The sequence below is a fragment of the Brevundimonas sp. KH_058 genome, from assembly GCF_057838505.1.
Genome location: NZ_CM174469.1, coordinates 890,167 through 913,353, shown reverse-complemented (window position 1 = coordinate 913,353; position 23,187 = coordinate 890,167). Strand labels below are relative to the sequence as shown.

At 63.8% G+C, this 23,187-nt stretch carries 23 protein-coding genes, 1 tRNA gene and 1 pseudogene; 16 read left to right on the top strand and 9 right to left on the bottom strand.

Annotated features, from left to right (window positions below):
• The first annotated feature begins 16 nt into the window (after positions 1-16).
• The 3 genes from clpB to AC3ISA_RS04310 all read left to right on the top strand — a co-directional run bounded on the left by clpB (position 17) and on the right by AC3ISA_RS04310 (position 4,138).
• Positions 17-2,605 (top strand): ATP-dependent chaperone ClpB, encoded by a 2,589-nt coding sequence (clpB, locus tag AC3ISA_RS04320; protein ID WP_489179486.1) that lies wholly within the window; start codon positions 17-19, stop codon positions 2,603-2,605.
• 120 nt (positions 2,606-2,725) lie between these two features.
• Entirely contained in the window at positions 2,726-3,469 is a 744-nt protein-coding gene (locus AC3ISA_RS04315; protein WP_489179485.1) for a hypothetical protein, read from the top strand.
• A 327-nt stretch (positions 3,470-3,796) separates the two neighbouring features.
• Positions 3,797-4,138, top strand: coding sequence for a GIY-YIG nuclease family protein (locus AC3ISA_RS04310; protein WP_489179484.1), 342 nt, complete (start codon positions 3,797-3,799; stop codon positions 4,136-4,138).
• Positions 4,139-4,539: 401 nt separating this feature from the next.
• On the opposite strand, the gene prmC is transcribed toward AC3ISA_RS04310, so the two are convergent.
• On the bottom strand, positions 4,540-5,424 hold the full coding sequence (gene prmC, locus AC3ISA_RS04305; RefSeq protein ID WP_489179483.1) for a peptide chain release factor N(5)-glutamine methyltransferase: 885 nt from the start codon (positions 5,422-5,424) through the stop codon (positions 4,540-4,542).
• 77 nt (positions 5,425-5,501) lie between these two features.
• On the opposite strand from prmC, the gene AC3ISA_RS04300 reads away from it, so the two are divergent.
• Positions 5,502-6,803: a YihY/virulence factor BrkB family protein gene (locus AC3ISA_RS04300; protein WP_489179482.1), complete on the top strand. Its 1,302-nt coding sequence runs from the start codon at positions 5,502-5,504 to the stop codon at positions 6,801-6,803.
• Here the strand turns inward: AC3ISA_RS04300 and hslU are convergent.
• A complete protein-coding gene (hslU, locus tag AC3ISA_RS04295) occupies positions 6,793-8,094 on the bottom strand; it encodes an ATP-dependent protease ATPase subunit HslU (RefSeq protein WP_489179481.1) in 1,302 nt (433 codons plus the stop codon). The genes AC3ISA_RS04300 and hslU overlap by 11 nt on opposite strands.
• Before the next feature lie 164 nt (positions 8,095-8,258).
• Between hslU and AC3ISA_RS04290 the strand changes: the two genes are divergently transcribed.
• Entirely contained in the window at positions 8,259-8,747 is a 489-nt protein-coding gene (locus tag AC3ISA_RS04290; RefSeq protein WP_489179480.1) for a hypothetical protein, read from the top strand.
• 178 nt (positions 8,748-8,925) lie between these two features.
• Here the strand turns inward: AC3ISA_RS04290 and ppa are convergent, their stop codons facing one another.
• Complete coding sequence (gene ppa / locus AC3ISA_RS04285) at positions 8,926-9,486, bottom strand: inorganic diphosphatase (protein ID WP_489179479.1); 561 nt, start codon at positions 9,484-9,486, stop codon at positions 8,926-8,928.
• Between the two features lie 128 nt (positions 9,487-9,614).
• Here ppa and AC3ISA_RS04280 point away from each other — a divergent pair, with 128 nt between their 5' ends.
• Entirely contained in the window at positions 9,615-10,298 is a 684-nt protein-coding gene (locus AC3ISA_RS04280; protein WP_489179478.1) for a DUF599 domain-containing protein, read from the top strand.
• Positions 10,299-10,582: 284 nt separating this feature from the next.
• Here the strand turns inward: AC3ISA_RS04280 and AC3ISA_RS04275 are convergent, their stop codons facing one another.
• The gene (locus AC3ISA_RS04275; protein ID WP_489179477.1) at positions 10,583-11,398 is read right to left on the bottom strand and encodes an N-formylglutamate amidohydrolase; all 816 of its coding nucleotides are present in this window, start codon (positions 11,396-11,398) and stop codon (positions 10,583-10,585) included.
• 112 nt (positions 11,399-11,510) lie between these two features.
• On the opposite strand from AC3ISA_RS04275, the gene cpdR reads away from it, so the two are divergent.
• The 5 genes and pseudogenes from cpdR (at position 11,511) to AC3ISA_RS04250 (ending at position 12,976) form a co-directional block, all read left to right on the top strand.
• Positions 11,511-11,867 (top strand): cell cycle two-component system response regulator CpdR, encoded by a 357-nt coding sequence (gene cpdR / locus AC3ISA_RS04270; RefSeq protein ID WP_017506825.1) that lies wholly within the window; start codon positions 11,511-11,513, stop codon positions 11,865-11,867.
• Positions 11,868-11,992: 125 nt separating this feature from the next.
• Positions 11,993-12,067, top strand: a tRNA-Val gene (locus AC3ISA_RS04265).
• A 151-nt stretch (positions 12,068-12,218) separates the two neighbouring features.
• Complete coding sequence (locus AC3ISA_RS04260) at positions 12,219-12,374, top strand: hypothetical protein (RefSeq protein ID WP_489179476.1); 156 nt, start codon at positions 12,219-12,221, stop codon at positions 12,372-12,374.
• A gap of 12 nt (positions 12,375-12,386) precedes the next feature.
• Positions 12,387-12,728, top strand: a pseudogene (locus AC3ISA_RS04255) (type II toxin-antitoxin system RelE/ParE family toxin); the annotation flags it as partial.
• A complete protein-coding gene (locus tag AC3ISA_RS04250; RefSeq protein WP_489179475.1) occupies positions 12,725-12,976 on the top strand; it encodes a DUF2171 domain-containing protein in 252 nt (83 codons plus the stop codon). The pseudogene AC3ISA_RS04255 and the gene AC3ISA_RS04250, both read left to right, overlap by 4 nt.
• A gap of 18 nt (positions 12,977-12,994) precedes the next feature.
• Here the strand turns inward: AC3ISA_RS04250 and AC3ISA_RS04245 are convergent, their stop codons facing one another.
• Together AC3ISA_RS04245 and AC3ISA_RS04240 are read right to left on the bottom strand one after the other, a co-directional pair.
• A complete protein-coding gene (locus AC3ISA_RS04245) occupies positions 12,995-13,666 on the bottom strand; it encodes a DUF1345 domain-containing protein (protein WP_489179474.1) in 672 nt (223 codons plus the stop codon).
• A gap of 235 nt (positions 13,667-13,901) precedes the next feature.
• Entirely contained in the window at positions 13,902-14,228 is a 327-nt protein-coding gene (locus AC3ISA_RS04240) for a helix-turn-helix domain-containing protein (protein WP_489179473.1), read from the bottom strand.
• 262 nt (positions 14,229-14,490) lie between these two features.
• On the opposite strand from AC3ISA_RS04240, the gene AC3ISA_RS04235 reads away from it, so the two are divergent.
• On the top strand, positions 14,491-15,825 hold the full coding sequence (locus AC3ISA_RS04235) for a tyrosine-type recombinase/integrase (protein WP_489179472.1): 1,335 nt from the start codon (positions 14,491-14,493) through the stop codon (positions 15,823-15,825).
• Between the two features lie 424 nt (positions 15,826-16,249).
• Entirely contained in the window at positions 16,250-16,669 is a 420-nt protein-coding gene (locus AC3ISA_RS04230) for a VOC family protein (RefSeq protein ID WP_489179471.1), read from the top strand.
• Positions 16,670-17,801: 1,132 nt separating this feature from the next.
• On the opposite strand, the gene chrA is transcribed toward AC3ISA_RS04230, so the two are convergent.
• Both chrA and AC3ISA_RS04220 read right to left on the bottom strand, forming a co-directional pair.
• Positions 17,802-18,968: a chromate efflux transporter gene (gene chrA, locus AC3ISA_RS04225; RefSeq protein WP_476069424.1), complete on the bottom strand. Its 1,167-nt coding sequence runs from the start codon at positions 18,966-18,968 to the stop codon at positions 17,802-17,804.
• Positions 18,969-19,159: 191 nt separating this feature from the next.
• Positions 19,160-19,786, bottom strand: coding sequence for a tyrosine-type recombinase/integrase (locus tag AC3ISA_RS04220; RefSeq protein WP_313015478.1), 627 nt, complete (start codon positions 19,784-19,786; stop codon positions 19,160-19,162).
• 200 nt (positions 19,787-19,986) lie between these two features.
• Here AC3ISA_RS04220 and AC3ISA_RS04215 point away from each other — a divergent pair, with 200 nt between their 5' ends.
• On the top strand, positions 19,987-20,541 hold the full coding sequence (locus AC3ISA_RS04215) for a dihydrofolate reductase family protein (RefSeq protein WP_165116485.1): 555 nt from the start codon (positions 19,987-19,989) through the stop codon (positions 20,539-20,541).
• 145 nt (positions 20,542-20,686) lie between these two features.
• The gene (locus AC3ISA_RS04210; RefSeq protein WP_313015567.1) at positions 20,687-20,866 is read left to right on the top strand and encodes a hypothetical protein; all 180 of its coding nucleotides are present in this window, start codon (positions 20,687-20,689) and stop codon (positions 20,864-20,866) included.
• A gap of 53 nt (positions 20,867-20,919) precedes the next feature.
• Here the strand turns inward: AC3ISA_RS04210 and AC3ISA_RS04205 are convergent, their stop codons facing one another.
• A complete protein-coding gene (locus AC3ISA_RS04205) occupies positions 20,920-22,215 on the bottom strand; it encodes a cation:proton antiporter (protein WP_314123430.1) in 1,296 nt (431 codons plus the stop codon).
• A 261-nt stretch (positions 22,216-22,476) separates the two neighbouring features.
• On the opposite strand from AC3ISA_RS04205, the gene AC3ISA_RS04200 reads away from it, so the two are divergent.
• The gene (locus AC3ISA_RS04200) at positions 22,477-22,875 is read left to right on the top strand and encodes a putative quinol monooxygenase (RefSeq protein WP_165116481.1); all 399 of its coding nucleotides are present in this window, start codon (positions 22,477-22,479) and stop codon (positions 22,873-22,875) included.
• Positions 22,876-23,187: the final 312 nt, after the last annotated feature.

The following is a 23,187-nucleotide window of genomic DNA, read 5'->3' as shown; positions in this document are numbered from 1 at the left end:
TCTCGAAGGGATACCGATGAATCTCGAACTCTATTCCGACCGCGCCAAACAGGCCGTCCAGTCGGCCCAGTCGCTGGCGCTCGCCCGCCGTCACCAGCAGTTCGCACCCGAGCATCTGCTCAAGGTGCTGTTGGAGGAACGCGACGGCCTGGCCCGCAACCTGATCACGGCCGCCGGCGGCGACGCCCGCCGCGCCGAGGCCGATATCGAGACGGCGCTGAAGAAGCGCGCCCAGGTCTCCGGCGGTTCGGGCCAGCTCTATCTGGACGGCGACACCGCCCGCGTCCTCGCCGCCGCCGAGGACGCCTCGAAAAAGGCCGGCGACGCCTTCGTCACCACCGAACGCCTGCTGGCCGCCCTGGCCAAGGAGGGCGGGGTCGCCGCCGAGGTGCTGAAATCCTCCGGCGCCACGGCCGAGAAACTGGACGCCGCCATCGCCGAGGTGCGCAAGGGCAAGACCGCCGACAGCGCCGGGGCCGAGGACGGCTATGACGCCCTGAAACGCTACGCCCGCGACCTGACCCTGGCCGCCCGCGACGGCAAGATCGACCCGGTCATCGGCCGCGACGAAGAGATCCGCCGCACCATCCAGGTCCTGGCCCGCCGCACCAAGAACAACCCGGTCCTGATCGGCGAACCCGGCGTCGGCAAGACCGCCATCGTCGAGGGCCTGGCCCTGCGCATCGTCAACGGCGACGTGCCCGAGAGCCTGCGCGACAAGACCGTTATGGCCCTGGACATGGGCAGTCTGATCGCCGGCGCCAAATACCGCGGCGAGTTCGAGGAGCGGCTGAAAGCCGTCCTGTCCGAGGTCTCGGCGGCCGAGGGCGGCATCGTCCTGTTCATCGACGAGATGCACACCCTGGTCGGCGCAGGAAAGGGCGACGGCGCGATGGACGCCTCCAACCTGCTGAAGCCCGCTTTGGCGCGCGGCGAACTGCACTGCGTCGGCGCCACCACGCTGGATGAGTATCGCAAGCACGTCGAGAAGGACGCCGCCCTGGCCCGTCGCTTCCAGCCGGTCTTCGTCGCCGAACCGACAGTGGAGGACACGGTCTCCATCCTGCGCGGCCTGAAGGAGAAGTACGAGGTCCACCACGGGGTGCGCATCAGCGACAGCGCCATCGTGGCCGCCGCCACCCTGTCGAACCGCTACATCACCGACCGCTTCCTGCCGGACAAGGCCATCGACCTGATCGACGAGGCCGCCAGCCGCGTGCGCATGGCCGTCGATTCCAAGCCCGAGGCCCTGGACGAGATCGACCGCCGCCTCGTCCAGCTCAAGATCGAACGCGAGGCCTTGAAGAAGGAAACCGACACCGCCTCCAAGGCCCGGCTTGAAAAGCTGGAGGACGAGATCGCCGATCTGGAAGGCCAGTCCGACGACCTGACCACCCAGTGGAAGGCCGAAAAGGATAAGGTCGGCCAAGGCGCGACCCTGCGTGAAACCTTGGACCGTCTGCGCCTCGAACTGGCCAACGCCCAGCGCGCCGGCGACCTCGGCCGCGCGTCCGAGATCGCCTATGGCCAGATCCCCCAGATCGAGAAACAGCTTGAAGAGGCCGAAGCCAACGAAACCTCCGGCAAGGGCCCCCTGACCCCCGAGGTCGTCGACGCCGAACAGATCGCCGCCGTCGTCAGCCGCTGGACCGGCGTGCCCGTCGACAAGATGCTGGAGGGCGAGCGCGAGAAACTGCTGTCGATGGAGACCGCCCTGGGCGGCCGCGTCGTGGGGCAAGACGAGGCCCTGGCCGCCGTCTCCGACGCCGTGCGCCGCGCCCGCGCCGGCCTGAACGACCCCAACCGTCCCCTGGGCAGCTTCCTGTTCTTGGGCCCGACCGGCGTGGGCAAGACCGAACTGACCAAGGCGCTGGCAGAGTTCCTGTTCACCGACGAGGCGGCCATCACCCGCCTGGATATGTCGGAATATATGGAGAAGCACAGCGTCTCCCGCCTGATCGGCGCCCCTCCCGGCTATGTCGGCTATGACGAGGGCGGCGCCCTGACCGAGGCCGTGCGCCGCCGCCCCTATCAGGTCGTCCTGTTCGACGAGGTCGAAAAGGCCCACCCCGACGTCTTCAACGTCCTGTTGCAGGTGCTGGACGACGGCCGCCTGACCGACGGCCAGGGCCGCACCATCGACTTCCGCAACACCCTGATCATCATGACCTCCAACCTGGGCAGCCAGTATCTGGCCGATCAGGGCGAGGGTGATGACGTCGAGGCCGTGCGCCCCTTCGTCATGGACGCCGTCCGCGCCCACTTCCGGCCCGAGTTTCTGAACCGGATCGACGAGATCATCCTGTTCCACCGCCTGGGCCGCGACCAGATGGGCGGCATCGTCCGCATCCAGCTGTCACGCTTCGAGAAGCTCCTCGCCGACCGCCGCCTGACTCTGGACCTCGACGACAGCGCCTTGGCCTGGCTCGCCGACCGCGGCTACGACCCGGCCTATGGGGCGCGGCCGCTGAAACGGGTCATTCAGAAGGACCTGGTCGATCCGATCGCGCGCAAACTCCTGGCCGGCGAGATCGAGGACGGCGGCGTGATCGCCGTCACCGCCGGCGAGGGCGGGTTGGAGATCGGGAAGATGCGGGTGCATTAGCGCTAAGCGAGTTGTGGGCTTTCTCTATGGAGGGGGTCTTCGCGCCTAGACGTGAAGTGCATGCTGAGGTCTTAGCACTGGTCATTTGGCACCAGCCCTGAATCATGCGTCGATCCACGTATGGCGATCTATCCTCCACAGCCGCTTCTGACCTCCATAGACAAGGAGCTTCTGGTTCTCCTGGCCAAGGTTGTCCTCGAACAAAATCGCCATTCGTACGATGGAAATGTCGGTGAAGATCATCTCTTGATCAGCGATGAGGATGTAGCTGAACTTTGCGACCTTCTAACTGAGTACGCTAACAGTCATGCGTTCATGCGTGCCGCAACGTTCACGGAAATGGTGTCTGACGGACGGCTTTCTGACGACTCCAAGACTCGGGAAATTTACCTCAAGACCAGGAGTGAACGAGGTCGAAAAAGAGTGCTTTCCTCAAGGCAATGGGCCGACTTCAGGGCTCGATTGGGCCTGTCTGTCCCTGCATATTCAACTGGTGTTGTTCCGATGGATTCGATCCAGTTCGTTGAAATGGAAGTCCGTCTCCTTCGAGCTTTGCGTGTCCATCCCGCGCTGGAAAAATTGATCGAAGATTTGGTAATCCGACGGAGCGATCTTTTCGAACGACTTGAGAAACGTGAGCAAATCCTGTCATCAGCACAAATCAGGCGAAGCGTGATGTTTTTAGCAGAGCATCTACGAGGCTCTCTAGGTGGAATACACATTCCCAAGACACAGATTGTCGGCATGGCCACACTCGTTTCTGATATCACAGTGATGTTTTCTACACGTGATTGGGGAGTGGCAGGTACATTGTCGACCATAGCTGGTGCTCTTGCGATGAGCGTGCCGGAAACCGACGTGTAGAACACAAGGGCAGGTGAGAGGATCAGCCTCTCGCAGAAAATGGTGCCTCGTGCGAAAGCGGGCGGCACGGTTCAAAAGCTAGTCCTGCCTTTATCGCCGCTTTCCTTTCGTCATCCTCCGGCAAGCCGCGTCTTCGCGGCGCAGACCGGGGGACCCAGCGGCGCCGTCAGGCGAAATCTTTCCGCCGCACGATGCAGCAAGGCCTCGTCCGCGACAGGGTCGCGCTTTCGCGCGCCGCTGGGTCCCCCGGTCTCGCTCCGCTCGCCGGAGGATGACGAAAGTGGGGGAGGGGATGACGAGCGTGCGGGTATGGCTTAGGTTGTGCGGATGGGGACGCATCGCACCTTCATCGCGACCTACATCATGGCCAGCGGGCGGAACGGCACGCTCTACACCGGCATGACGGCGAACCTGGAGGCGCGAGTTTGGAAGCATCGCAGCGGCGTGTTCAACGGCTTCTCAGCCGCGCATGGGTGCACGCGGCTGGTCTGGTTCGAGCGGCACGCCTGGGTGGTCGAGGCCATCGCGCGCGAGAAGCGGGTCAAGAAGTGGCTGCGGGACTGGAAGCTGAAGCTGATCGAGGCGGAGAACCCGGAATGGCGGGATCTGGCCGAGGACTGGTATCCGGTGAACGATCCGAACTGGCGGCCGCCGATGGAAGAGGATTGATCCAGTCTTTCGTCATCCTCCGGCGACCCTCGCGAAAGCGAGGGGAGACCGGGGGACCCAGCGGCGCGCGTGAGCGCGAACCTGTCGCGGACGCGGTGTTCAAACATCACGAGACGGGCGGATCGCCTTCGGCGCCGCTGGGTCCCCCGGTCTGCGCCGCGAAGGCGCGGCTTGCCGGAGGATGACGAAAGAATGGGTTAGCCGTCCTATTCCCAAAAGGTAAGGTCAACGATTTCAACACCCTGCCAGCCGCCAGCGTCATCCTCCTGCCCACACCCCTAAACCGTGCGATCCTGTCTCGGTTCGTCCGCAGGGGACGCATCGCACGGTCGGGGAGGGTGGGGATCAGACGAATTAGACGAAATAGACGGTGTTTTTGTCCACCGACCGTCTGAAATCGCTCAGTCCTTGGGGATCGGATTGGTCCTCGGGTCCGGGCCGTTGGTGACGACGCGGTCGCGTTCGCCCAGGTCCTTGATGATCTTGACGTCGGTGAAGCCGGCGGCCTCGAACAGGGCCTTGACCTGCGGGCCCTGGTCCCAGCCGATCTCGACGGCGAAGACGCCCAGGGGCTTCAGGATGCGTTTCACCTCGGGCGCCAGGTCGCGATAGGCCTGCAAGCCGTCGGGGCCGCCGTCCAGGGCCAGGTGCGGGTCGTGGTCGCGGACCTCGGGGTCCAGGGTCGCGATATGGTCGGTGGGGATGTAGGGCGGGTTGGACAGGACAAGGTCGAAGCTGGCGTCGCCGAAGCCCGCCGCCCATTCGGTGCGCAGGAAGACGGCGCGGTCATTCAGGTCCAGGTTGGCCGCATTCTCCTTGGCCACGGCCAGCGCTTCTGACGAGATGTCGGTGCCGACGCCCTTGGCGGCCGGCCGCTCGGCCAGCAGCGCCAGCAGGATCGCGCCCGAGCCGGTGCCCAGGTCGATGGCCTCGAACGCCTCGTTCCGGGAAAAGGCCAGCATGGACACGTCCATCAGGGTCTCGGTGTCGGGGCGGGGGCTGAGGACGTCGGGGGTGACGTTCAGCATGATCTTCCAGAAGCCCTTCTTGCCGACGATGCGCGAGACGGGCTCGCGCTTCAGCCGGCGCTCGACCATCGCCTCATAGGCGCTCAGCTGGTCGTCGGTGATGACGCGGTAGGGGTCGGTCAGGATGTCCATGCGGCTGGCGCCCGATGCGGCCTCCAGCAGCAGGCGGGCGTCGATGGCGGGGCTGTCGATGCGGCCGGTCTTCAGCTTGGCCTGGGCGGCCTTCCACGCGGTCAGCAGGGTGTTGGATGCGGTCATGGGCGTTGATTGGCCCGCGCGGGCGCCGATTTCAAGCATTTGCGGAACGGGCAAGCAGCTATACCGTTCGCCAGACCATGTCCGACCGCAAGTCTCCCCGCCGCCCGTCCGTCCTGTCACGCCTGTCGTCGTCCCCCCGTCCTGCGCGACGGGGCGGCAAGGGCGGCGGCGGGATCTGGCGCTATGTCGCGGCCGTGGCCGGAGGACTGACGGCCGGGGCGGGCGCCGCCCACCTGCTGTACAGCCAGGGCCACAAGGTCGGGGTCGAGCTGCGTCCCGAACGCCCCGAGCCCCTGCCGCCCAAGCCGCCCACGCCTGAGGACTATGAGGCCAAGGAACCGGGCCGCGGCCGCATGGCGAAACGGCCCGAGCACATCCCGCACAGGGGCTGGTCCGACATCGTCTGGCGCACCGGGGGCTCCTATTTCGGGGACCGGGTCGGGTTCCTGGCGGGGGGCGTGACCTTCTTCACCCTGCTGTCGCTGTTCCCACTGCTGGGTACGTTCGTGACGCTATATGGCCTGTTCGCCGATCCGTCCGACGCCTGGGGGCGGCTGAACTTCCTCTACGCCGTCCTGCCCGACAGCATCGCCGTCTTCCTGGGCGGCGAGATGCAGCGCCTGGCCCAGAACTCGAACGGCCAGCTGACCTTCACCCTGATGTGGACCCTGGCCCTGTCGCTGTGGACCGCCAATGGGGCGGTCAAGGTGTTGTTCTATGGGCTGAACGTCGCCTACCACGAGGTCGAGCGGCGCAGCCTCGTGCGCTACAACCTGTTGTGCATGGCCTTCACCGTCGGGGCGATCTTCGCGGTGCTGCTGACCTCGGTGCTGGTCGTCGGCGTGCCGGTGGTGGTGCGCCTGTTCGGGCTGGAGGAGGAGTGGGGCCTGTTCGCGCCGTTGCGCTGGCCGCTGCTGCTGGCGGGCTATATCGCCGCCCTGACCATCATTTACCGCTTCGGTCCCTGCCGTCAGAGGGCGCGCTGGCGCTGGGTCACGCCGGGGGCCATCTTCGCGGCGGTGCTCAGCCTGACGGTGTCCTTCCTGTTCAGCTGGTATCTGAACAACTTCGTGCGGACAGATAGCTATGGCCCGCTGGCGGCCATGATGGGCTTCCTCTTGTGGACCTGGCTGTCGGTGCAGGTGATCCTGATGGGGGCCGAGCTGAACGCCGAGATCGAGCACCAGACCGCCGTCGACACCACCACCGGCAAGCCGCTGCCGATCGGCGAGCGGGGCGCCAAGGTCGCCGACAGCATCGGCGCCCGACGCGGCAACCCCGCCGCCCTGGCCTTCACCCAGCGCCAGGCCGAGCGGATGGCGGACCGGTTCCGAGGCCGCCAGAACCGCAAGGCCGTCGAGGCCGCCTCTAAAGAATGAAGCGGCTCAGATCGACGTCCTTGGTCAGGGCGTCCATCTTCTCGCGCACCGCGTCGCCGTCGAAGGCCACGGTCTGGCCCGACAGGTCCGAGGCCTTGAAGCTGGTCTCCTCCAGCACCCGCTCCATCACGGTCTGAAGCCGGCGCGCGCCGATGTTCTCGATGGCGGTGTTGGCCGCCACCGCCGCATCGGCCATGGCCTCGACCGCATCGTCGGTGAAGGTCAGCGTCACGTCCTCGGTCGCCAGCAGGGCCTGGTTCTGGCGGATCAGATTGGCCTCGGGCTCGGTCAGGATGCGCTTGAAGTCGTCGCGGGTCAGGGCCTTCAGCTCGACCCGGATCGGCAGCCGTCCCTGAAGCTCTGGCAGCAGGTCCGACGGTTTGGCGACGTGGAAGGCGCCCGAGGCGATGAACAGCACATGGTCGGTCTTCACCGGGCCGTATTTGGTCGAGACCGTGGTCCCCTCGATCAGCGGCAGCAGGTCGCGCTGCACCCCCTCGCGCGACACGTCGGCGCCGGACGCGCCCTGGCGCGCGGCGACCTTGTCGATCTCGTCCAGGAAGACGATGCCTTCGTTCTCGGCCAGGGACAGGGCCTCCTGCGTCAGGCTGTCCTGATCCAGCAGCTTGTCGCCCTCTTCGGCGATCAGGGGCGTGACAGCGTCGCGGAGCGTCAGCTTGACCGTCTTGGTGCGCCCGCCGCCCATCTTGCCCAGCATCTCCGACAGGTTCAGCAGACCGACGTTGCCGCCGCCCGGAATGTCCAGGCCCTGGATCGGCGAGGCGGCATCCGCCAGCGTGATCTCGATCTCCTTGTCGTCCAGCTCTCCGGCCCGCAGCTTCTTCCTGAAACTGTCACGCGTCGCCGGCCCCGCGCCCGGTCCGACCAGGGCGTCCAAGATCCGGTCCTCAGCGGCGGCTTCCGCCTTGGCCCGCACGTCGCCGCGCCTGCGTTCGCGCACCATGATCAGGGCGCTCTCGACCAGGTCGCGCACGATCTGGTCCACGTCGCGGCCGACATAGCCGACCTCGGTGAACTTGGTCGCCTCGACCTTGAGGAAGGGCGACCCCGCCAGCTTGGCCAGACGCCGCGCGATCTCGGTCTTGCCGACGCCGGTGGGGCCGATCATCAGGATGTTCTTGGGCGTCACCTCGTCGCGCAGGTCCGCCGGCACGCGCTTCCTGCGCCAGCGGTTCCTCAACGCCACGGCCACGGCGCGCTTGGCGTCGTCCTGGCCGACGATATAGCGATCCAGTTCGGAGACGATCTCGCGGGGGGTCAGTTCGGTCATGCGGTGCAGATAGGAGGTCGTGAAGCGGAGCGGGAGAGGGGCGGGGCGTCGCGGTGAGGGATTTGGAGCCGGAGAGACTGTTTTAAGCGCACCGCACGGATTTTCATCTAGGGCTGGCAAGCGGACATCGTCACGATGGCTTTGTCGTACACGCAGGAGTTGGTATGGCGTTCAAGAAGTTAGGAGTATGGACTTGTTCGTCCTTGCTGGAATCGCGAGCCGGCCCCCTCGTACTGTATATCGTCTGCGTGGCGCTTCTCTTCGGCGGCGCGGAACTGATCTCAGTTCTGGCCAAGTTGCCCGATGAAGGGCTGGGCAACCTCGCGGGCACCAATCCGGTCCTGCTAGGGACTGTTATGTTTGTGGTCCTGTCGGGAGAAGCGCTGCTTCTAACGGTCGCCCCGATCGAGATAACGCAGCGGCTATGGCGCCAGCCGCTGATCGGCGCTCTGATCGGTATCCTCGTCTATGCAGTCGGCATGCACTGGTCGAAGGGCTGGGAGGGTATCCTGCTGACAGGCTGGATCGCGTCAGTGATCGCCATCGCCTATCTGGTTCAACGTCGGACCTCCCGCTGGCTTGCGATCCTGCAGGCTCTAGGACTGAAGTGGGCGTTTGCGACTTTCGCCTTTTTCACGATCTTGAGCCTCTGAATTGGAGGCTGACCCTCCGGACGCGACTCCCAGATCTCCGCACCGGGGCAAACCCGGACGTGCCGTTAGCGAAGGAGTCCTGACTTTCGGAAGCGAGCCGACATTGAATGCTGCTTTCGAAAAGAAAGGCGCTCTCCGGTCGGAGAGCGCCTCGATGCATTCAGCGATGTCGCCAGTATCAGGCGGCGTTGGCGGCCTTGCCCTTGGCCAGCTTGTCTTGGTGGGCCTTCATGCCTGCCGCGATCAGGTCGGCGGCTTCGCCGGCGTCGCCCCAGCCCTGGACCGTGACCGACTTGCCCTTTTCCAGGTCCTTGTAGCGGGTGAAGAAGTGCTCGATCTGCTCGATCAGGATGGCGGGCAGCTGACGATAGCTGGCGATCTCGGTGTAATAGGGGTTCAGCTTGTCGACCGGCACGGCCAGGATCTTCTCGTCGCCGCCGGCCTCGTCCGTCATCTTCAGCACGCCGATGGGGCGCGAACGGATGACGCAGCCAGGCACGACCGGCGTCGGGTTCAGCACGATCACGTCGCAGGGGTCGCCGTCGTCCGACAGGGTGTGCGGGATGAAACCGTAGTTGCCCGGATAGTACATGGCGGTGTGCAGGAAGCGGTCGACGAACAGGGCGCCCGAGGCCTTGTCCATCTCGTATTTCACCGGCAGGCCGCCCTGCGGGATCTCGATGATGACGTTGATGTCCCAGGGGGCGTTGGGACCGACCGGAATGGCGTCAAGGTTCATGGCGGATCTTTGCTGCGACTGCGAAATTCGAAAAGGCGAGGCGTGATAAGCCTACCAGCCCGCAACGGCAAGCGCGACATGCGGCGGACAGGCTTGCGTCCGGGCGCGTCATCGCGGACATCTGGCGCATGACCTTGACCGACTGGGCCGCCCTGGCGCTTTTTTTCATCTGCTGGCTGGGATACAGCCCCATCCTGGCTTTCATCAGCCGTAAGGGCGGCTCGCTGAACAAGGACATGGAGCATGTCCGCGCGGTGTGGATGCAGTCCATGACTCACCGCGAGATGAAGCTGATCGACAGCCAGTTGATGGGCCATTCGATCAACTCGGCCTCCTTCTTCGCCTCGACCAACTTGCTGCTGATCGCGGCGGTGGGGGGCATATTGTTCGGCGGCGAGAGCGCGCTGCAGGGGTTCGCGGCCGTCGGAGCCGAAAACGTGCCGCTCAAGATCCTGGAGGCCAAGCTGGCCCTGGTGCTGGTCTGCCTGGCGCGGGGCTTCCTGGATTTCATCTGGGCGTTGCGCCAGATGAACTACACCCTGGCCCTGATCGGCTCGGCGCCCGAACTGCATTCCAACACCGACCGCAAGGCGTTCAGCGAGGCGGCGGGGCAGCTTCTGAATCCCGCGCTGAGCGCTTTCAGCCAGGGGGTGAGGGGCTACTATTTCGCCCTGGCGGCGGCGGCCTGGCTGTTCGGGCCGCTGTGGCTGGCGCTGGGGGTGGCATGGTCGTTCGGCCTGCTGATCTATCGCCAGGAAGCATCTCCGGCTGCGCGCGCCATTCGCAATGCGCGTCGTCTGCTGGAGCATTGAGGTCGGCTATTTCGCAAGTGCGAGATGGGGCTGAAGGTCAGACTTTGGTCGAATACGGGCCATGATACCAGTTACATCGCCGCATTTGCGTAACACGGCGTGACCGCAAAGGCGCATATCGGCCTTGACCCATTGTGCATCGCAACCTAAGTTGACCTCTGACGCCTCCGGGCGTCTTGCCCTTCCTGGGCGTTTCCTCCCTATAGACTTTAATGCCGCACCCTCGGGTGCGGCTTTTTTTTGATCTGATCAGCGATCAGTCAGGCGGGCCCAAAGCTTTGCGCTCAAGGCTCCGCGCACAGGGCGGCGATCACGCGGGTAAGGGCCTTCTGTGTCGTGGCGTAGGTCGCCCCAGGCTGAAGTGTCACCTCGTCCAGATATAGCCGCCGGCTCAGCTCGATCTGGATCGCCTCATAACCGTCGTCCGGCCGACCCCAGTGCTGGGTGGACCAGCCCCCGGCATAGGGATGGTTCTGCGCCACTCGCCAGCCCAGCCCCTCGAAAAGCGCGCGCAGCCGCCGGCTAAGCCGCGCATTGCACGCCGAGCCGTAACGGTCGCCCAGCACCACCTCGGCCCCCACCGCCCGCGCCGGCATCGAATGCCAGTCGATCAGCACCGCCCGCCCCTGGCGCGCCCGCGTCGTCTCCATCAGGTCGCCCAGCGCCTGGTGATAGGGGCGGTGAACCCTGTCGATGCGGCCCTGCGCCTCGGCCAGGCTCAGCCGGCGCGCATAGAGGGGCGTCCCGTCGCCGGCCAGGCGCGGCACGACGCCGTAACCGGCCGCGGTCTTGGCCCCCACCGGCCCGTCCAGCCCCTCGATCAGGGCGGGATCCAGTTCGCCGGGGTCGCGGTTCAGATCGACATAGGCCCGGCCCACGTGGGCCTCGATCAGGGTTGCGCCCTGACGTGGCCCCTCCACGATCAACTGTCCGACCAGGGCGTCCTCGGCGCTTTTCAGGCTGGCGTGCAGTAGCCCGGGCGCGGCGTCCATGTCCTTGGGATAGCGGTCACCGGAATGGGGCGAGGCGAACACCAGCGCCGTCGCGGGCGCATCCGACGCCGGTGCGGTGATCGAAAAGCTGTCGCCGCCGTCGGTCATGCCTCCGCATAGCGGGTTTCGCTGTGGAAGGAAGTCGGTTGATCGGTGAATTTCATCGGCGGTTTACCGTTGCGCCTCTAGTCTGGTCGCCTGTTTCAAAGGTGTTTTCCGAATGGCGCGTATCCTCTTGGCCGAAGACGACGGTTCGTTGCGCGGATTTCTGACGCGCGCGCTTGAGCGGGCGGGCCATCAGGTCATCGACTGCGAGAACGGCGACGACGCCATCGACGCCCTGGAGCACGGCCCCTACGACCTGCTGTTGACCGACATCGTCATGCCGGGCGCGGACGGGATCGAGGTGGCGCGCGTCGCCGCCGCTCGTCAGCCCGGCCTGCGCATCATGTTCATCACCGGTTTCGCCGCCGTGGCCCTGACCGCCGCCCAGGCCACGCCCGACGCCAAGGTCCTGTCAAAGCCTGTCCACCTGCGTGACCTGGTCAACGAGGTCGAGCGCATGGTCGCCGCGTAAGAAGACGCCGAGCGGCGTTTGGCGAGAAATCTTGATCTTGCCGTGAAATCGGCTTGATGAAGCCCGGCCTCGCCGCTATACGACCGCTCTTCCCGCTCCGAACAGCTTTTTCGGAGCCCTACGGCGGATGCGTAGCTCAGCGGGAGAGCACCTCGTTGACATCGAGGGGGTCACAGGTTCAATCCCTGTCGCGTCCACCATTTCCTTCCTTTTTCAGATTTGCCGCAGCCAGCGCCCAGCGTTGGATCGCGTGTTCCAGTCGCCTGAATGGATTTCAGGTTAGCATGGAAAACTACGGCAATGCCGTAGTTTCTGCTTGTGCTACATACGGCACTGCCGTATGTGATTCACATGGAGGCCCCGCCGCATACCGTCGCTGAAACGCCAGCATTCGGCGTTAGCGCCGGCAATGTCGGGATGACGGACGCCGAGCGTGAGGCGGCTATTCTGCAAATCGCCGATGATCCCAAAGCAGGCGGCATGATCGTCGGCTCGGGCGGCGTCTGAAAGGTTCGGGTCGCCGGGCGCGGCAAGGGCAAGTCGGGCGGCTACCGGGTGGCCACCGCCTACCTGAACGACGACCGCCCCGTATATCTGCTGTTCGTTTTATCGAAGGGTCGGGCTGCGAACTTCACCGATAGGCAGGTGACGGCCCTCAAGACCATGATGGATAGGCTCCACCATCAGCCTCCCTCTTCTACCGGTCCGACCGGGGAAGAGGGAGACTGGCCATTCCTTCAGATACATTCTGATCTCCGCACGCCTCGCATCGCTGCGACGAACTTCTACGCGTCCCGGAACAGAATCCAGATCTGCGGGCTCCCCTCTCGATGTCATTTTCACGAGGAGAGACGGCGATGAGCGAGATCAAGGAAGGCATGGAGGTCATCGGGGCCGACGGCGTTCACGTCGGCGTCGTGGACCGGGTCGAGAGCGACCGGATCAAGCTGACGCGCCGCGAGAACTCTGGCGCCCACGCAGACCACCACCACTATATCGAGAACGGTTTCGTCGCCGGCGTCGAGGGCGACAAGGTGCGCCTGTCGGCCAATGCCGACGTCGCGGTCACGCTTGAAGAAGAAGAGTCCGGCCGACCCGTCGATCTCTGATCGAAACGGCGGCGACGCTCAGAACAGCGTCGCCGCCAGATTGACCGTCAGCGCCAGGATGACGGCGTTGAAGAACCAGGCCACCAGGCTGTGCAGGGTCGCCAAGCCGCGCAGCTTGCGGCTGGAAATCTGGATATCGGCCGTCTGGTTCGCCACGCCGATGATCAGGCTGAAATGCAGGAAATCCCAGTAGTCGGGCTCGTCCTCACCGGGGAAGATCAGGCCGCCCTGATCGCCCTTGCCGTGTTCGCGCGGGGCGTAGAAGCCGTGGGCATAGTGCAGGGCGAAGATGATGTGCACATACAGCCACGACAGGCCCACGGTGCAGACCGAGAACACCGCCTGCCCCACCGTTGGCTTGCCGCCGCTCGCCACCATGGCCAGGACCAGCACCACGACGCTGGCGACGGCCGCCGCCATGCTGAGCGGCAAGACCAGGGCGCCCGCCTGATCCAGTTCGGCCGCGCGGCGTCGGATCGCGTCCTGAGAGCGCGCCCGAAAGACATGATACAAGGTGACGACCAGAAAGACCGCGACGCCCGCGTCCCACCCCGCCGCCAGCCTGAGCGGCCAGCCGAAGCCCGCCGGCGTCACCGCCGCCACCATCGCCAGCACCATCAGCCCCAGCCACAGGGAGAAATGCAGACGAAACAGGCGCGCGACAGATCCCATGGCTTCGAGATCGCCCATTCCACGGCCCAGGTCCAGCGAACGCGCATCCGACGCCCCACAAACCCTTCCGGGTAAGGCGCGCACCGACCGGCGGCGTCATACAAGTGTCGCTTATCGTTTTGCGGGAAACGTCAACAACGGAACATCGCGCCTAGGCCCCGCATTTCCGGGCTTTTGCGTTCAGTAGTTTCCGTTTTCACGGTGAAAGCGGGCCATATTGGAAACAATCGGGCACCCAGATCATAGGCAGTCGTCAGGCCTCGGCCAGCGCCCGGCGCACGGCATCCGGCTCACGCTGGATGACCTTCAGAAACAGGCGGCTACCTGTGCCTGGCTCACGGCGGTGCTGCTCCCAGTCTCGAATCGTAGCGATCGAAAGCCCGTAGGCGATAGCGAAGCCTTCTTGGGAAAGCTTTTGGGCTTTGCGGATCGCCGCCACGTCTACCGCCACGGGCGCATGGACACGGACAGCCGCGCCTTCGGGCTTGCCTTCAGCGTGTGCGACAGCTTGCTCCAGACCTTCCATAATCCCCGCGAAGTCGGCGTCGCGGCGTTGTTGGGCAGTGGTGCTCTTGCTCATTACATGATCCTCCGTGATCGGTGAGCGATTACAGGATGGTGATGGTCAGGCTCCTCGGAGCCTAGCGGAGTCGAACCGCTGACCTCTTGCATGCCATTAGGATAATGTTCCTATTTCAGGCTTTTTCAGGTCGTCTCATTTTGTTTCAACGTACGGAAAAGATTGCCGAAATCCTATTTTCCGGTACGATGTGAAAATCGCGGAAACAGGTAGCAAATCGCACTTTCTGCTACCCATACGCTACCTTTTTTGGGGCGTTTCGATGCCGAAACTGACGAAGAAACTGATTGAAAACCTAGAGCCTGCAGCCGCAGAGTTCTGCGTGTGGGACACGCAGGTCACAGGCTTTGGTGTTCGCGTCAGGCCTGGCGGTGGACGCAGCTACGTCCTTTTCTATCGACTGGGAGGCCGGTTCCGGAAGCTCACCCTCGGCAAGGCCGACGGAGGGTATGGTCTTGATGAGGCGCGTGACCGGGCGATCGAGAAACTCCAGGACGTGCGGGACGGCGTGGATCCCCAGGCGCAGAAGGTGGCCGACCGGAACGCGCTAACCGTGGAGGCCTTGACGGATCTGTACCTCGAGCAGGGTCCCGCGCTGAAGCCGAACAAGAAGGACTCAAGCTGGGAGACGAACCGCATCATGTTCGACTGCCACATCAAACCGCTGCTCGGACGGCACCTTGCTCGCGACGTCACCGCTATGGACGTGTCGCGGATGCAGTTCGACATCTCTCAAGGCAAGACGGCCAGAAACATCATGCTTGGTCACCGTCGCCGGTCGAAGGTGAGGGGCGGCAAGCGCGTGGCGGCGATGGCGGTGATCACGCTCGGGGCGGTCTATGAGTTCGCGATCAAGGCCGAGTACCTCCAGAAGAACCCGACCAAAGGCGTCGAAAGGTTCAAGACGATCCGGAAGGAGCGATACCTATCCGAGCGGGAAATCGCGGCGCTAGCCGAGGCCTTGGCGGAGTTTGAGCGCGAGGACGAGCGCTACGCTGTCATGGCCGACTCGGTGCGCCTGCTGATGCTGACGGGTTGCCGCAAGTCTGAGATCCTGACCTTGCAGTGGGACTTCATCGACTGGTCGAAGGGGTGCTTGCGGCTTCCGGAATCCAAGACCGGAGCCAAGGTAGTGCCCTTGGCCGACGATGCGATCGCAGTGCTCCGGCGTCGTTGGGACGAGACGAGAGCGCCCGAGGCGTCGAGGGGCCACAACTCGGGTGATACGATGCCTGTGCCGGGCGCTGGGTCGCCGTGGGTGCTGCCGGCTTTGAAGGGAGACGGTCACTTCGTCGGCCTCCCCAACCTCTGGACCAAGGTCAAACTCAGGGCCGATACGATCCTGCACCGACGGATCCACGACCTTGGCGGCGATCTTCGGGAGGTTCGGTCGCTGACGACCGTTCGCCTCCATGACCTTCGGCACAGTTTCGCGAGTTTTGCCATTGCTGACGGCGCCTCGCTGTTCCTGGTGGGAAAGGTTCTCGGTCACAAGCAGGCGCGGACCACCGAAATCTACGCCCATCTCAGCGACGACCCCTTGAAGCTTGTGGCCAACAAGACGGCGGCCCGACTCAGCCAGGCCATGAGGTTCTAGGACCCCACGCGCAACCCGTGCAAAGCGCTCACGGTGAAGGGTTCAGAACCTCGGACATTAGGCCCCAAGATCCGAGGTCCTGTATCCAGGCTTGGTGCCACTCACGGTGTCGAGCAGATCAACAGGCCAGAGCGGATGCGCGCCTCCGTCACGAGATGGCCTAGCAAACCGCTGCTTTGCGCCGTGAGCGGTCATCGGTTCGTCGCCCTCTAGCGGACATGCCCCGGAAGGGCGACCGACAACCGTATTGACCATAAGCCGACTTCGTTTGTGCACACGCCTGCGCTAGTCTGACATCGTCGAAAAAGGCAGATCGGTGTGGTTAGCCCGATCCTCGCGCAAGCGGGTCTGTCCGTCGCTTCCTGTGGTCCTCGACCTTTAAAGCGGCTTGCATGGTGCACGCCGCGAGCAAGGGACGTGGACTATGCAACAGCAGATTTCGGTCATCACTCTGAGCGTCGCCGACATGGCGAGATCCAAACGCTTTTATGTAGACGGATTTGGGTGGTCGCCCGTCTTCGAGAACGAGATCGTTTCCTATCAAATGAACGGCTTCATGCTGGGAACTTGGGTTGACGGAGGTCTTGAGGGCGACATGCAGAGAGAGGGGCTGAAGCGTCCGGGTGCTTTCAGCCTCGCCCATAATGTCAGTGAACAAGAAATCGTCGTCCCCTTGATGGATCGGCTCGCCGGCGCAGGCGGTCGAATCCTTCGCCAAGCTGATGCGCCTCCACAAGGAGGGTTTCGGGGCTACGTTGTCGATCCTGACGACCACTCTTGGGAGATCGCTTTCAACCCCGCATGGCGGATCGACGAGCAAGGCATGGTGACCTTCGGCTTGTAAGGGGCATGAGGCGGATTTCGTGAGAGGTCCGCCTTCGGCTCTTCGTGGCCATTGGCGCTATCCGGCTGGGCAAGTCGGCGAAGCGCCAGGATCGGTCATTCACTGAGCGCCGGAAACACGACATTCAGCCATGCCGTCTGAGCCTAGGAACGTCCGCTTTTCGATCCGGCACCTTTGGCAGTTCCCGACCCATTGCGGACCTTTGTCCGATCACAAAAAGACCAGAAGTTCATTCGTAATAATGTGCCGAGTTTGGGGTCCGAGTGAGATAGCGATCACGGTTCCTGTCCGCCCGCCGGAAGCTTATCCGCACCGTACGCCGGTAGGCGCGTTGGTCTATCCCGCCCGGCCTCCGGGCTCCGAAGTAAGTGTTGAAGCTCGAAACGCTCGACCGCTCACAAGAGGGGCGCCAGTCCGGGTGTTCCTTCAACACCCAACTTAAACGACGGGTGCACCATCCCGTGATCCATTCTGCCCGATTAACCGCCCCGTCCTCGTCGGTGTCCATCCGCCGCCACGACTCCCATTGCATCGAGAAGTATTCATCAAATGAAAGCCGGTGGTCGCAGTTCAAGTCATAACGAAGGTGACTTGTATCGATAGAGCGCCGCATATAGGCCAGCCTATCATTGAGATTTTCGGGAGGCGTCGGCGGATAATTTGCGGCCCAGTCTTGGCGTGCAAGCTCGCACTCGGACATGGGCGCGTCGCCAGCCGCTTGCGCCGATGCGTCCGAGAAAAAGCCCTGCCCGGCGAGGAATACAAGCACTAGCCTGACTGCTGTAAATCGCATGGGTCATCCTCCGGAGCACGCGCGCAGGATCGATTGGCGAGCCGGCTGTGGCGATGGTCGCCCCGTAGACGCATTACCGTCAAGCAAAGATGCAACCTGAGACTACAACTATACACGTCTGAGCCTCTCCATGACGCCGATCAGCTTCAGGTGCTGGCGCCTAAAATGGCTCACGAGAGACGTTAACGAGCTTGAACTCGTTACCCCAATGTCCGCTTTCCACCCCTGGCGGACGACGGCGACGACTGCTTTCCGGCCTGGAGGCCAACGTCCGCTTTCGGCGGCGAAGCCAAAGACCGCACACGACCCGCTGCAGACCTGCGCGCTAGGCACAGTCTGTCAGCCGAAAGCCAATCGCCCTGCGAGAGCGCCCGTCACAATAAGCAGCGGCGGCGCCCACTTCCCTTTCGCCAGCCACACCGCTGCCAGTGCGACCGAGAAAATGAGGGCGGCGCCCCAGAGGGTCGGTGCACGCTCGGCCGTGGACCACATCAGTTGAAGACAGGTCGCGCCGATCACGCCAACGACGGCCGCTGCGACCCCGGCGAGCACGCGGTGCAGCGCCGGATTGTCTACCATGGCTTCCAACCGTTCGAACAGGATCAGGGAGAAAGCGAAAGCCGGCAGGAAGATGCCGGCTGTCACCGCCAGGGCGCCGGCCCAGCCGCCTGCGACATAGCCGGCGAAGGTTCCGAAAATCACCAGGGGCGCAGGCAAGACTCCCGCCAGGGCGACCCCGTCGAGAAAGGCTCCGTCGGACAGCCAGCCCCGCCCCACCGTGTCGGCCCGGACATAGGGAATGGCGGTGTAGGCCCCGCCGAAGGTCAGCAGCCCGCCCTTGAGCCCTGCGACAAACAGATCAAACGTTCCCGCGTGGGTGATGGGGCCGTTGACGGTGATAGCTGCATTGATCCCGCCCGAGTGCAGGGCGACAGATAGCGCCAGGGCGACCAGGCCGAGGCTCAATGCGATCCAGGGGCGCGCGCCTAAGCCGTAGATCAGCCCGCCGGCGACAAGCGGTATCCAAAACGGAGCGCCGATCAGGCTGGCGGCAAACGCCAGGCCAGCCAGCAGCCACAGCATTCGGTCTTCAAGGACGTGTTGTCCGATCCGCTGCACCGCCCTGATGATAAGCGCCACCACGACGATCTGAACCCCGAGCAGGGCGCCGGTCCAGACCGCGCGACCGGCGACCAGGACGTCATAGGTCCAGGCCGCCAGCATCATCAGGATGAAGCCCGGCAACATGAACCCGAGGCCCGCCAGAACGCCGCCTATGCGACCACGCGCCAACATCCCCATGTGTACGCAAAGCTCATGCGCCTCCGGCCCTGGAAGTGCCTGCATCACCGCCAGCAGGCGGTTGAACCGTGCGCTGGAGATCCAGCGTTCATGCTCCACGAGTTCGCGCCGGATCATGGCGATCTGCGCCACAGGCCCGCCGAACGCCAGGACGCCGAAGTGCAGAAATTTCAGGAATAGGTCGATGAGCGTGAGGCGAGGCACTCTCGCGTCTTCCTGGGTAACAGCCATCACCTTGCTCATATAGCCAAGCCCGCGCGGTACGAGAACGGACCGCTTGTATGGGTCAGGCAGGCTTTGGAAAAAAGACCCCGGTCGTCGGGGGCCGATGTCCGCTCACCACCCCTCTGAGACATAGGGGCAGTCCGCTTTCCGGCGGGCCGCCCCAAGCCTGCTCAGAGGTCGATCTGCTCTGAAATCTCCAGCGCGTCGTCCACTTCGATGCCGAGATACCTGACGGTGCTCTCGAGCTTTCCGTGCCCGAGAAGGAGCTGGCAGGCGCGTAGGTTTCCGGTCTTCTTATAGATCAAGGCCACCTTGGTCCGTCTAAGGCTGTGGGTGCCATAGGCGCTGGGGTTCAGGTCGATCATTCTCACCCAGGTATCGACCAGCCGAGCGTACTGCCTGGTGCCTATGTGCTCTCCATCTCGGCTGCGGCTGGGGAACAGCCAGTCGTCACGCCGTCGTCCTCGGCGCTCCAACCAGTGAGCCAGAGCTTCTCTAGCGGCCTCCGTGATCTCGAACGGCACGGGCCGACCGGTCTTCTGCTGGATGATCGTCGACCGCTGCCGAATGACGCCGCCTTGAGCAATATCGCCGAGGCGGAGTTTCACCAGATCACAGCCCCGCAGCTTGGCGTCCAATGCGATGTTGAACATCGCAAGATCCCGTATCGATCCAACGGACTTCAGGTGCTGACGGATCGCCCAGATGTGCTTTGGCTTGAGCGGGGCCTTCGCTCCGGTCATTCGACCAGCGTTCCAGGGTTTGCGGGGTAAACGAAATAGATCGGGCTGGCTCATGGCCACCTCCCAAGATCAACGCCCCCTCCGCACGATACGCTCCAAACAGCGCAGATGCGCCAGGAGCGGTCATGCGGACCATGCCGGAAAGACGACATTCCGTGCGTGGATCAGAGGTCCTCTTTCGGGGGCGATGGCTGCTTCGCAAACCAACCCGTTGCGGACGTTGAGCTCGAGCCAAGATCGCATAGGCTAGCCTCATGGGACTTCTGACCTTCAGCATCAACCTCACTCTAGATGGCTGCGTCGACCATCAGGAAGGCATCGCCGACGACGAGACGCACGCCTTTTTTACCCGCTTGATGGACGAGAACGGCGCGATGCTCTGGGGTCGTGTGACCTACGAGATGATGGAGAGATACTGGCCTACCGTCGCTAGTGGCGAGGTGGATGCACCTGCGGCGATCCGCGAGTGGGCGGTCAAGCTGGAAGACAAACCAAAGTATGTGGCGTCAACGACTCGTACGACGTTCCCGTGGACAAACAGCCACCATCTTGGCAGCGACTTACATGCGGCGGTGCAAGCGCTGAAGGACGCTACGCCGGCTGGCGTGCTCCTCGGCAGCGACAAGCTGGCGACGGAACTAGATCGGTTGAATCTGATCGACGAATACAAGCTCGTCGTTCATCCAAGGATCGCAGGGCACGGTCCGACCCTTTATCACGCCGGCTTGTCCGCAACACGCAGACTAGAACTGCTCTCGACCAAGCCTTTCAGTAACGGCGCGGTCGCTATGCATTACCGAGCTCATTGATTGAAAGTTGGGACGATGTCCGCTTCCCACCCGAGGCGGACATCGGCCCAGCCGATTAGGCTAGTGCGATCTGGGGTATTCGCATGTCAAAGTCGCCTGCTGGATCGTTCAACTGACCATGGGCAGTGATGTCCAGCGTGACGGCATGTTCCTCGAACTGTCGGATGGGGTGATCGAACACGCGCCCTTGGCAGAGGTTTTCTACGCTGACGCAAACGGTCAGATGACCTTGGCGACGTTTGATAAAGGAAGCATCCCCCTTGAAGTCGTGAAGTGGCTCATCTCGGAAGCTAAGCGAAGGCTACCGCCAGTCGATGACCGCTAACCACCCGTAGCGGACATTTGAGGTGCCTGATCCAATCGGCCTTGGTCACAAAGTCAGGCTGACGTTCCTCGCCCCGACGTTTCGGCCTGCACCCCATCCGCCTCTGCATCCGGATCGCGGCCTTCGCTGCGGTCAAACCATCGCATCACCGGCGTGACCGTGATCCCGTGCAGCAGGATCGACATCAGGCAGATCAGCCCCACGATGGCCCACAGCCGGCCGTCGCTCTCGAACGGCGCGGCGTTCAGCCCATAGGCCAGATAGTAGAAGGACCCCACGCCCCGGATCCCGAAGAAGGCCAGAATCAGCTTCTCGCGCATCGGCCGCCTCCAGCCGATGAAGCCGATCATCCCGGTCAGAGGCCGCACCACCAGCACGATCGCCAACGCCACCATCGCATCCAGCGGCCGCAGCGGCGCCAGCAGGCCCGACGCCAGCGCCCCGCCGAACAGCACCAGCACCACCATCATCGCCATACGCTCGATCTGCTCGATGAAGTCGTGCATCTCGACTTGGAAATCGTGGTCCCGGTCGGCGTGCCGGAACGCCAGCGCCGTGATGAACACCGCCAGAAAGCCGTAGCAGTGCAGCATCTCCGTCACCGAGTATGAGATGAAGGTCGCCGCCAGGGCGATGAACCCGTCGCGCGTCGCGGCCAGTCGCGTGCTGACCGGAATGGTGAAGGTCAGCCAGCCGAACAGCCAGCCGATCGCCCAGCCGATGCCCAGCCCGGCGCCGATTTCCCACAGCACGCTGACGGTCAGCCACTCTACGAACCAGTCGTCCTTCTGGCCCGCCGCCACCAGGGCCAGGGCGATGGCCAGGTTCACGAACGGGAACGCCAACCCGTCGTTCAGCCCCGCCTCGGACGTCAGGCCGAACCGCACCTCGTCTTCACGCCCTTCGCCCGGCGCCGCCACCTGGATGTCCGACGCCAGCACAGGATCGGTCGGCGACAGCGTGCCGGCCAGCAGGATCGCCCCCGCCAGGCCCAGCCCCAGGACCGTCCATCCCAGCAGCACGATCGCCACGATCGACAGCATCATGGTGACGCCCAGCAACCGCCAGGTCACGCCCCATCGCCTCGGATTGAAGATCCGGTCGATCTTCAGCCCTGCCCCCATCAGGGCGATGATCACCACGAACTCGGTCAGCCGCTCGGTGATCTCGGGATAGGTCTGCGGCAGCGGATCGAACCCCACCTGCGGCAGGCTGAACAGCGCGGCCCCAAGCCCGACGCAGACGATCGGCAGCGAAAGCGGCGCGCGCCGGAACACCAGCGGCAGCCACGCCACCAGCGCGACCAGCGCCCCCACCACAAACAGCATGAGGATATAGGGATCGGGCATGGCTCTCCGGAGGATCGACAAGGCGTCGTTCCCTTAATGCGGCAACGCCCGTCCGGTTACCGGTCGTTTCTAGAGGCTATGGTTCCACGCCCCGTTGTTTCGATGAGGAACGTCCACTAATCACCCCGATTTGGCGTCAAGGGCGACTGCTTTCCGGCCTAACGGCCAACATCCGCGTTCGGCGCCAAAGCCCAGGACCGAAATCGACCCGTTGCGGAACTATCCGCTTGTCTCGATCTATCGGCCAGCTAACGTATTGCGATGGAAATCAGCCGCAGAATCGTCGTTGCTGGCGTCGGCTTGGCCGTCACTTCACCGCTTCGCGCGTCTGCTGCGGACATGGAAAGTTCATCGATGTACGGCTTGATCGGCAAAATGACAGCGCAGCCAGGTCATCGCGACGAGCTGGTCAGAGTCCTCATCGAGGGTGTAAGCGGACTGCCGGGCTGTTTGAGCTACATCGTTGCTTTGGACCCGCTAGAGCCGGAGGTGATTTGGATCACAGAGGCATGGCAAAGTAAGGAAGCGCACGGCGCGTCACTCACGCTTCCGGCGGTCCGCGATGCGATCTCGAGAGGGCGACCGATGATCGCGGGAATGTCGAGGGTGGCCGAGACGGCGCCCGCAGGAGGGTACGGCCTCTCGGCGCCCGCCCACTAACATCCGCTTCCCACCCAAAGCTGACATCGCCGGGCCTGCTTCAGGGCCCGGCTTAGGGTCACAAGTCGATTTGCTCTGACATCTCCCAGGCGTCATCCACCTCGATACCGAGATATCTGACTATGCTCTCCAATCTCCTGTGGCCGATCAGGAGCTGGCATGCGCGAAGATAGCCTGTCATTCTTGTGAATGAGCGAGACCTTAGTGCGTCTAAGGCTGTGAGCGCCGTACCCTTAGGGCTCTAGGTCAATCAACGGCGCCATCGGTCTATCAGCCCAGCATACGGCCTGGCGCCGATGTGCTGGCCGCACC